The organism is Rhodoblastus sp. (assembly GCF_041915505.1).
Taxonomy (GTDB): Bacteria; Pseudomonadota; Alphaproteobacteria; order Rhizobiales; family Beijerinckiaceae; genus Rhodoblastus.
Genome location: NZ_JAYSBG010000136.1, coordinates 1 through 8,877 on the forward strand (window position 1 = coordinate 1; position 8,877 = coordinate 8,877).

The following is an 8,877-nucleotide window of genomic DNA, read 5'->3' on the forward strand; positions in this document are numbered from 1 at the left end:
TTGCCCATGCCAATCGCCTGAGAACCCTGGCCCGGAAAGAGAAATGCGACGGTCACTTGCGACTCTGCCTCGTTTTGCTTCAATTGGCGCTCGCCAATGGCGCCCCCCGCCGCGCGTGTCAAGGCAAAGCGGCCAAACTCGCCGGTTTTCCGCGCTTTTCGCTTGATCTCGGGAAAATTCCCGCTATAAGCGCGGCTTCGTTCCCCGGCCGGGGGCTGAACGGAAGGGTCGTCCGCGACCAGGCTTTTAGCCGCCTTCCCGTGTTCCCGCCTTCGAAATGTTTCCGTCGAGCCTTTCTCCGGGCTCGAAGGGCTCCGCGCCGGACGAACGACACGACAGAGAAAGGCTCAAATATGGCTCTCTATGAGCATGTTTTCCTTGCTCGCCAGGATCTCACCGCCCAGCAGGCGGAAGCCCTGACCGAGCAGTTCAAGACGACCATCACCAATCTCGGCGGCACGGTCGGCAAGGTCGAATATTGGGGCGTCAAGTCCCTCGCCTATCGGATCAAGAAGAACCGCAAGGCGCATTTCACCCTCATCAACCTCGACGCCCCTGCGGCGGCGCTGGCTGAAGCCGAGCGCCAGTGGTCGATCAATGAAGACGTCCTGCGCTCGCTGACGATCCGCGTCGAAGCGCTGGAAGACGGCCCCTCGGCCATGCTGCGCAAGCGCGACGACGACGATCGTGGCGATCGCGGCGATCGCCCGCCGCGCGGCCCCGGCGGCCGTCCGCCGCGCCCGCGCCGTGAAGAAAACGCCGAGGGAGGACAGTTCTGATGACCACGACCGCCGCCGGCCCCGCCCGCCGTCCGTTCTTCCGCCGCCGGAAGACCTGCCCGTTCACCGGCCCGAATGCGCCGAAGATCGACTACAAGGACACGCGTTTGCTGTCGCGCTACATTTCCGAGCGCGGCAAGATCGTGCCCTCGCGCATCACCGCCGTCTCGGCCAAGAAGCAGCGCGAATTGGCCCAGGCCATCAAGCGCGCCCGCTTCCTCGGCCTGCTGCCTTACGTGATCGCGTAAGGCGAAGCCGCGCCGCGCTTCCCGCGCGGCGAAGCCTTTGAGCGAGAGAAGTCGCGTCGCGCATGCGCGACGTAACTTTTGAACGATAGAAGACGCGCCGCGCATGCGCGGCGCTTTCCAAGTTGGGGCGGGCCCTGATCCGCCTCTAACCGTCCACCGAGCGTGGAACCGGGACAGCGCGCAATGAACGACAATTTTCCGCCGGCCAATTGGCCCGATCGCGCCGTGGGATTCGGCGCCGGCCTCGCCAGCGCTCTCCTTTTCGTCGTTTCGACGCGAGGCTCCAGCCTCGCGATGGCGCTCACCTATTTTTCGCCGCTGCCGCTGATGATCGGCGCCGCCGGCTTTTCCTTTCCCGCCGCCCTGCTCGGCGCTTTCGCCGGCGCGGGCCTGCTGGTCTTCGCGGCCAAGCTGCCGTTCGGCCTCGCCTTTTTCCTCGGTTTCGCGGCCCCCGCCCTGATCCTCGCAGCTTTGCTTCAGTCGTGCCTGCCCTCGCGCGATCCCGGCTCGCCCGCGCCGCGTTTCGCCATGCCCGGCGATCTGCTGACGGTCGTCATCTTTCTCGCGGTCGGCGTCGCCAGCCTCGGCGTCGGCGTGCTGGTGTCGCATTATCGCGGCTTCGACGCCGCGCTGGCTGCGGTGTTGGATCGGCTCGGCCCGGCGCTGGACGAATTCGTGAAAGAGCTGCGTCCGATTTCCGCCGAGTTTGACGCCGATTCGATCAAGCGCCTGCTGGTCATGAGCGCGCCGGCCGGCGTCGCCGCCTCGCAAACCCTGCTGCTCGCCGTCAATCTCTGGCTCGCCGCGCGCACCATCGAAATTTCCGGCCGCCTGCGCCGGCCCTGGCCCGCTCTGCCCGAGACGCTGGCGCTGCCCCGGCTGATCGGGCCGATCTGCCTGCTGGCGGCCGGCCTGTCATTCAAAGGCGGCCTCATCGGCGTGATCGGCGACGCCGTCGCCGCGGCGGCCGGCTTCGGCCTGGCCTTGCAGGGCCTCGCTGCGCTGCACGGCCTGACGCGTGACGCCCGATTCCGCGGCGCCTGGCTTTCCGCCCTGTACGCCTCCGTGCTGGTGCTCCAGCCGTGGTCCATCGTCATCCTGGCCCTGTTCGGGCTGGTTGATTCCCTCTTTGCACTGCGCGCCCGCAAGGCGCGTTCCCTTTCCGCCAAAACCTGAACAATCGGAGTCACCACCATGCAAGTTATCCTGCTTGAACGAGTCGCCAAGCTTGGCCAGATGGGCGAAATCGTGCGCGTGCGCGACGGCTACGCCCGCAATTTCCTGCTGCCGCGCGGCAAGGCGCTGCGCGCCACCGAAGGCAACAAGAAGCATTTCGAAACCCAGCGCGCCCAGCTCGAAACCCGCAATCTCGAGCGCAAGGGCGAGGCCCAGGCCGTCGCCGAGACGCTGAACGGCCAGACCTTCGTCATCCTGCGTCAGGCCGGCGAATCCGGCCAGCTTTACGGCTCGGTCTCCACCCGCGACATCGCCGAGGCGGCGACCGCCGGCGGCTTCACCGTCGAGCGCCACCAGATCCTGCTCAACGCCCCGATCAAGACGCTCGGCCTGCACAAGGCGCCGGTGCACCTGCATCCGGAAGTGGATGTCGAGATCATCGTGAATATCGCCCGCTCCGCCGAGGAAGCCGAGCGTCAGGCCAAGGGCGAATCGGCCACCGTGCGCGAAGAGACCTCGATCGCCGATCTCGGCCTAGAAGTCGGCGCCGCGCTCGCCGAGGCTGGCGACGTCGAACTCTGATCCAACGTCAAACCGCTTGAAAATCAAGCCGGACGGGCGCGATCCCGTCCGGCTTTTTTGCGCCCGTTGCATCGGCGCCGCCGTCAAGCGCTTTCGGCGCGCCGGGCCGAATATGGCGAAACTGTGTGGATAATGTGGACGGCGGGCGTGGTTTAACCTTTCATTGATTTCTTCGCGCCGCCGCCATGCCACAACCAGTCGGCGATTGCGTATATCGTCGCATCAATCCGATAATTCACTTCGATTCGGCGCGCCGCCTTGGCTGTCGCGCCAGGAATGGCGCTTTCCATGGCCGTATTGGAAAAGAAATATGCGCCGTCGCTGATGACGGTCGCCGCTCCCGAAGCCGCTTTCCGCGCTCCGCCCGCCAATATCGAGGCGGAACAGGCGCTGCTGGGCGCCATTCTGGTCAATAACGACGCCTTCGATCGCGTCTCCGACTTTCTGAAACCCGACCATTTCGCGGAGGAACTGCACCGTCGGATCTACGAGATCGCCGGCCAGTTGATCCGCGCCGGCAAGCTCGCCACGCCGGTCACGCTCAAGACCTTCCTGGGCGAACAGGATCTCGGCGGCATGACGATCCCGCAATATCTGGCGCGGCTGGCGGCGGAGGCGACCACCATCATCAATGCGGCCGATTACGGCCATGCCATCCACGATCTGGCCTTGCGCCGCGAGCTGATCGGGATCGGCGAGGATGTGGTCAACACCGCCTATGATTCCGGCATCGAGGCGAGCCCCCGCTCCCAGATCGAGGAAGCCGAGCGCAAGCTCTATGCGATCGCCGAAACCGGACGCTATGAGGGCGGCTTCCACCGCTTCGCCGACGCGCTCGCCAGCGCGGTCGACATGGCCGCCAAGGCCTGGGAGCGCGACGGCGGCCTGTCCGGCGTCGCCACCGGCATGAACGATCTCGACCGCATGATGGGCGGCCTCCAGCCGTCGGACCTTGTCATCGTCGCCGGCCGCCCCGGCATGGGCAAGACCGCGCTCGCCACCAATATCGCCTTCAATGTCGCCAAGGCCTATCGCGGCGAGACACAGCCCGACGGCTCCCACACGACGATCGACGGCGGCATCGTCGGCTTCTTCTCGCTGGAAATGTCGTCCGAACAGCTCGCCACCCGCATCATCGCCGAACAGGCCGAGGTTCCGGGCTACAAGATTCGGCGCGGCGACATTACCGAGAGTGAATTCCACCGCATCGCGCAGGCGGCGCGCGACATGCAGAGTATTCCGTTCTATATCGACCATACCGGCGGCATCTCCATCGCCCAGCTCACGGCGCGGGCGCGGCGGCTGAAACGCCAGCGCGGCCTCGACCTTCTGGTGGTGGATTACCTGCAATTGCTGTCCGGCTCGCGCTCGCGTGGCGACAATCGTGTGCAGGAGCTGACCGAAATCACCACCGGCATGAAGGCTCTGGCAAAAGAATTGAATGTGCCGATCATCGCCTTGTCGCAATTGTCGCGTCAGGTGGAATCGCGCGACGACAAGCGGCCGCAATTGTCCGACCTGCGCGAATCCGGCTCGATCGAACAGGACGCCGACGTGGTGATCTTCGTCTATCGCGAGGAATATTACCTCAAGAACAAGCAGCCGCGCGAAGGCACGCCGGAGTTCATGACCTGGCAGAGCGAAATGGAGCGCGCCCACGGCAAGGCCGAGGTGATCATCGGCAAGCAGCGCCACGGCCCGACCGGGACGGTGGAGCTGGCCTTCGAGGGCGAATATACGCGGTTCAGCGATCTGGCGCGGGATGATCACCTCCCTGTTCCGATGTGAGGGCGCCATGCAGGACGACGAAGCCGCCAAGGACGCCCGCGCTTTCGGCCAGGCCGCGCTCACCGTCGATCTCGGCGCGCTGGCCGAGAACTGGCGCCGACTCGCCGACCGCGCCCAGGGCGCGGAATGCGCGGCGGTGGTCAAGGCCGACGCCTATGGGCTGGGAATCCGCCCCGTAGCGCAGGCCCTGCTGGACGAGGGTTGCGAGACCTTTTTCGTCGCCCATGTGTCAGAGGCCGAGACGCTGAGGACCGTCGCGCTCCAGGCCCGCATTTTCGTCCTCAATGGACTCACGCCGGGCGCCGCCGGCCTTTACCCGTCCTCCAGGCTCATTCCGGTGCTGGGTTCGCTGCCCGAGATCGCGGAATGGGCCGAATTCTGCGCCAGCGACGGCGCGCCGCATCCCGCCGCGATCCATATCGACACGGGCATGAACCGGCTCGGTCTCGCCGCCGCCGATCTGCCGCGCGCCCGCGCCTTGATGGAGAGCTTCACGCCGGCGCTGGCGATGAGCCATTTCGTTTCGTCCGAGGACATGTCGGCGCCGCGCAATCGCCGGCAGGTCGAGCGTTTCGAACAGGCCTGCGCCAAACTGCCGCCGATGCCGGCCTCTTTGTGCAACAGTTCCGGCATGTTCCTCGAAGACGCGCCCTTTTTCGATCTGTGCCGGCCCGGCTATGCGCTCTATGGCGGCAATCCGACGCCGGGCAGCGACAATCCCATGCGCCGCGTGGTCGGCCTGACCGCCGTGGTGCTGCAGGTGCGCGACGTCGCCGCCGGCGAGACGGCCGGCTATAACGCCCGCTGGACCGCGCCTTCGCGGCGACGGCTGGCGACCATCAATCTCGGCTATGCCGATGGTTTCCTGCGCAGCGGATCGGACGGACCGATCGGCGTCGAGGTTTTCGCCGCCGGCCATTATTGCCCGATCGTCGGTCGGATCTCGATGGATCTGTCCATCGTGGACATCAGCGAAACCGGTCCGGTCAAGCGCGGCGACCGCGTCGAGATCCTCGGGCCCAATATCGGGATCGACGAACTGGCCGCCGAAGCCGGGACGATCGGCTATGAAATCCTGACCCGCCTCGGCGGACGCTTCCGTCGCGACTATATCCGGTCGCAAGAACAAGCATCAGATTAACTGATTGACGATCATTCCTCATCTGAAGGTTGAGCAATATGATCCTGCGCAAGAGTCTGATCCTGGTCGCTTGTTTCTCCGCCGCGCTGGCGGCGCGAGCAGCGCGGGCGGAGGAACCGGTCGGCTGCGCCGCCTTCAAATGGTCGATCGCCGAAGACCAGACGGCGCTCTCGGCCGAAAAACGCGCCATGGTGGAGAATGGCGGCGCCCTCGCCTATGGCGCGGCCACGACGGCGCGCCTCGCGCCACTCGACGCCATTCGCTTCCCGTCGCCGCCCGAGCGTGCGCCGAAGCTGGGGACTTTCGCCGCCATCGTCACCTTGCCGGCGCCGCCCGTCGCGGGCGTTTATCGCCTCACTTTGTCTGACGCGGCGTGGGTCGACGCGATCCAGGACGGCGCGGCGCTCAAGCCGCTGGCCTTCAGCGGCGCCCGGGACTGCCCGCATGTGCGTAAGACGCTGAAATTCCAGCTTTCCGACAAGCCGCTGACGCTCCAGATCTCCGGCGCGCCCGCGCCCGAAATCGCGCTGATCGTCCATGCCGATGAAGCCGCGCCGCGCTGAGGGCTAGATCGTTTCATTGTTTCATGGAAACAATGAAACGATCTAGATTTTTGTTTTGACGCGTTTTCTTTACGCGAACCGGCATCCACTTCGCTCGAAAACGCTATAGACAAAGCCAGCGGGTTATGTTCTGTAATTGTTCTCATTCGTCTCCGGAATCCCGCCTTGGCCAAAGCCCGTTCCTCCTTCATCTGCCAGAATTGCGGCGCGGTCGCCGTCCGTTGGCAGGGCAAATGCGAAGCCTGCGGCGCATGGAACAGCCTGGTCGAGGAGGCGCCCTCGGCGGGGATCGGCGCGCTGGCTGCGCGCAGCGCCAAAAAGGGCCGGGTGTTCGCACTTGAGGGGCTGACCGGCGAGTCCCAACCCGCGCCGCGCCTGCTTTCAGGCATGGCGGAGCTCGATCGCGTCACCGGCGGCGGCTTCGTGCCGGGTTCGGTCCTGCTGATCGGCGGCGAGCCCGGCATCGGCAAGTCAACCCTGCTCATCCAGGCCTGCGCGGCTTTGGCGCGGCGCGGCGAACGCGTGGTCTATATTTCCGGTGAGGAAGCGGCGGCGCAGGTCCGCCTGCGCGCCGACCGCCTCGGCCTGAGCGACGCCCCGGTTGAGCTGGCGGCGGAAACCTCGGTCGAGGACATTATCGCGACCCTTTCCGCCGGCCGCCGCCCGGCTTTGGTGGTGATCGATTCGATCCAGACCATGTGGACGGAAGCCGCCGAGGCGACGCCCGGCACCGTGACCCAGGTGCGCTGCGCGGCGCAGGCCCTGATTCGCTACGCCAAATTGTCCGGCGCCTGCGTCATCCTGGTCGGCCATGTCACCAAGGACGGACAGATCGCCGGGCCGCGCGTGGTCGAGCACATGGTCGACGCCGTGGCCTCGTTCGAGGGCGACGGCGCGCATCATTTCCGCATCCTGCGCAATGTGAAGAATCGTTTCGGGCCGACCGACGAAATCGGCGTGTTCGAAATGACCGGCGCCGGCCTGTCGGAGGTCGCCAATCCCTCCGCTCTGTTCCTCGCCGGCCGCGACGGCTCGGCGCCGGGCGCGGCGGTCTTCGCCGGCATGGAGGGAACCCGCCCGCTGCTGGTCGAAATCCAGGCTTTGGTCGCGCCGAGCGCGCTCGGCACGCCGCGCCGCGCCGTGGTCGGCTGGGACCCGAATCGCCTGTCCATGCTGGTCGCCGTGCTGGAGACCCACGGCCGGGTCCGGCTTGGCCAGCACGATATTTATCTCAATGTCGCCGGCGGCGTGAAAATTTCCGAGCCGGCGGCCGATCTCGCGGCTGCGGCGGCGCTGGTGTCCTCGCTGACCGGCGCCGTGCTGCCGCAGGACATGGTTTTCTTCGGCGAGGTCGGCCTGTCCGGCGCAATCCGTCCGGCGCCGCACGCCAATCTGCGGCTCAAGGAAGCCGCCAAGCTCGGCTTTTCCCACGCGGTCGCGCCGCCGGGCCCACAGGAGGGCGAAGCCGCCAGGAAAAACGCGGGCAAGAATCCCGCGACCTCCCTGCGCCCGATCCGTCATATCGGCGAGGCCATCGCCGATATCGCCGCTCTGGGCCGAGCGACCGCCCCGCGCCCGGCGCGTGCGGCTGGCTAGCCCTATCGACGCGAGAGGCCGCATTCGTTATAAGCTGGCGCGAAGAAAGACGACGGAAGGTCGCCTCCTTGCTTTCGCCCCGGTCGCCGGGCCAGATTGTCGCACACCGCCTGATCGAGTCGCCGCATGCCGTCTTATCTTGACCTGGGTCTGATTGCTGTCGTCCTGATTTCGGCTTTGCTCGCCACGGTGCGCGGCTTCACGCGGGAGGTCATGGCGATCTTCTCCTGGGGCGCGGCCGCCGCCGCCGCGGTCTATTTCTATCCACTGCTGCTGCCGAAACTGGCCGATCCCGCCTCGCCGGTCTTCATCAGCAAGGAGGCGATCCGCCCCTATGCGGCCGGCGCCGCGATCTTTTTCGTCGCCTTGATCATCGTCTCCTTCATCACCATCCGCATTTCCGACGCCATTCTCGATTCCAAGATCGGCCCGCTCGACCGTTCGCTCGGCTTCCTGTTCGGCGCCCTGCGCGGCCTGCTGCTCTGCGCCATCGCCTTCATCTTCTTCAACTGGCTCGCGCCGGACGCGACCGGCCCGTCGTCCGCCTCCGCGCCGAATGTGAAAAACCAGTGGATGGCCAATGCGCGCAGCCTGCCGCTGCTGAAGGCGACCAGCGATCAATTGCTGGCGCTGCTGCCAGACGATCCCGACGGTCTGCTGGCGAAATTCAAAAAACCCAAACAGCCCGCCGCCAGCGAAGACACGCCGCCGCCGGAATCCGATTCCGAGCCGAAGGCCGCGCCGGCCACGCCCTCGCCCCCGGTCCCGCCGGCGCGTCCCAACAAGGCGGACAGCCAGCCGCAGGCGCCCGACGACAAGAAAAAGCTCGACAACCTGCTCAAGGGAACGCGCTGATCCTCATCGCGCAGTTCGAGCGGTGGAAATTTTCGTAAAGACTTTCCATTTGTCGTTTCGAGGTTTATTGACCTGACTTTCGCCAATGGGGCAGAGCAGCCTTTTCGCGCGCGGGCGCTTTCGCGCGCAAGGAGCCAGGGCCATGGAGC

General features: G+C 66.1%; 10 protein-coding genes. 9 read left to right on the forward strand and 1 reads right to left on the reverse strand.

The genetic code is table 11. From position 1 onward, the window contains the following. Positions 1-353 precede the first annotated feature (353 nt). From rpsF to rplI, 4 genes are all read left to right on the forward strand, one after another. Positions 354-779 carry a 30S ribosomal protein S6 gene (rpsF, locus tag ACE3S9_RS10225; protein WP_374546354.1) on the forward strand — a complete coding sequence of 142 codons (426 nt, stop codon included), beginning with the start codon at positions 354-356 and terminating at the stop codon, positions 777-779. After that, positions 779-1,027, forward strand: coding sequence for a 30S ribosomal protein S18 (rpsR, locus tag ACE3S9_RS10230; RefSeq protein WP_374546355.1), 249 nt, complete (start codon positions 779-781; stop codon positions 1,025-1,027). The genes rpsF and rpsR overlap by 1 nt, the downstream gene beginning before the upstream one ends. A 183-nt stretch (positions 1,028-1,210) precedes the next feature. Next, positions 1,211-2,203, forward strand: coding sequence for a hypothetical protein (locus ACE3S9_RS10235; RefSeq protein ID WP_374546356.1), 993 nt, complete (start codon positions 1,211-1,213; stop codon positions 2,201-2,203). 18 nt (positions 2,204-2,221) lie between these two features. Next, a complete protein-coding gene (gene rplI, locus ACE3S9_RS10240; protein WP_374546357.1) occupies positions 2,222-2,785 on the forward strand; it encodes a 50S ribosomal protein L9 in 564 nt (187 codons plus the stop codon). 152 nt (positions 2,786-2,937) lie between these two features. Here rplI and ACE3S9_RS10245 read toward each other — a convergent pair whose 3' ends face one another. After that, positions 2,938-3,075 carry a hypothetical protein gene (locus ACE3S9_RS10245; RefSeq protein ID WP_374546358.1) on the reverse strand — a complete coding sequence of 46 codons (138 nt, stop codon included), beginning with the start codon at positions 3,073-3,075 and terminating at the stop codon, positions 2,938-2,940. 34 nt (positions 3,076-3,109) lie between these two features. On the opposite strand from ACE3S9_RS10245, the gene ACE3S9_RS10250 reads away from it, so the two are divergent. From ACE3S9_RS10250 to ACE3S9_RS10270, 5 genes are all read left to right on the forward strand, one after another. Then, positions 3,110-4,573: a replicative DNA helicase gene (locus ACE3S9_RS10250; protein ID WP_374546363.1), complete on the forward strand. Its 1,464-nt coding sequence runs from the start codon at positions 3,110-3,112 to the stop codon at positions 4,571-4,573. A 7-nt stretch (positions 4,574-4,580) separates the two neighbouring features. Further along, positions 4,581-5,714 carry an alanine racemase gene (gene alr, locus ACE3S9_RS10255; protein ID WP_374546359.1) on the forward strand — a complete coding sequence of 378 codons (1,134 nt, stop codon included), beginning with the start codon at positions 4,581-4,583 and terminating at the stop codon, positions 5,712-5,714. A 38-nt stretch (positions 5,715-5,752) separates the two neighbouring features. Further along, the gene (locus ACE3S9_RS10260) at positions 5,753-6,277 is read left to right on the forward strand and encodes a hypothetical protein (protein ID WP_374546360.1); all 525 of its coding nucleotides are present in this window, start codon (positions 5,753-5,755) and stop codon (positions 6,275-6,277) included. Positions 6,278-6,442: 165 nt separating this feature from the next. After that, on the forward strand, positions 6,443-7,873 hold the full coding sequence (gene radA, locus ACE3S9_RS10265; protein WP_374546361.1) for a DNA repair protein RadA: 1,431 nt from the start codon (positions 6,443-6,445) through the stop codon (positions 7,871-7,873). Positions 7,874-7,999: 126 nt separating this feature from the next. Further along, positions 8,000-8,728, forward strand: a complete 729-nt coding sequence (locus ACE3S9_RS10270; protein ID WP_374546362.1) for a CvpA family protein — start codon at positions 8,000-8,002, stop codon at positions 8,726-8,728. The last annotated feature ends 149 nt before the right edge of the window (positions 8,729-8,877 follow it).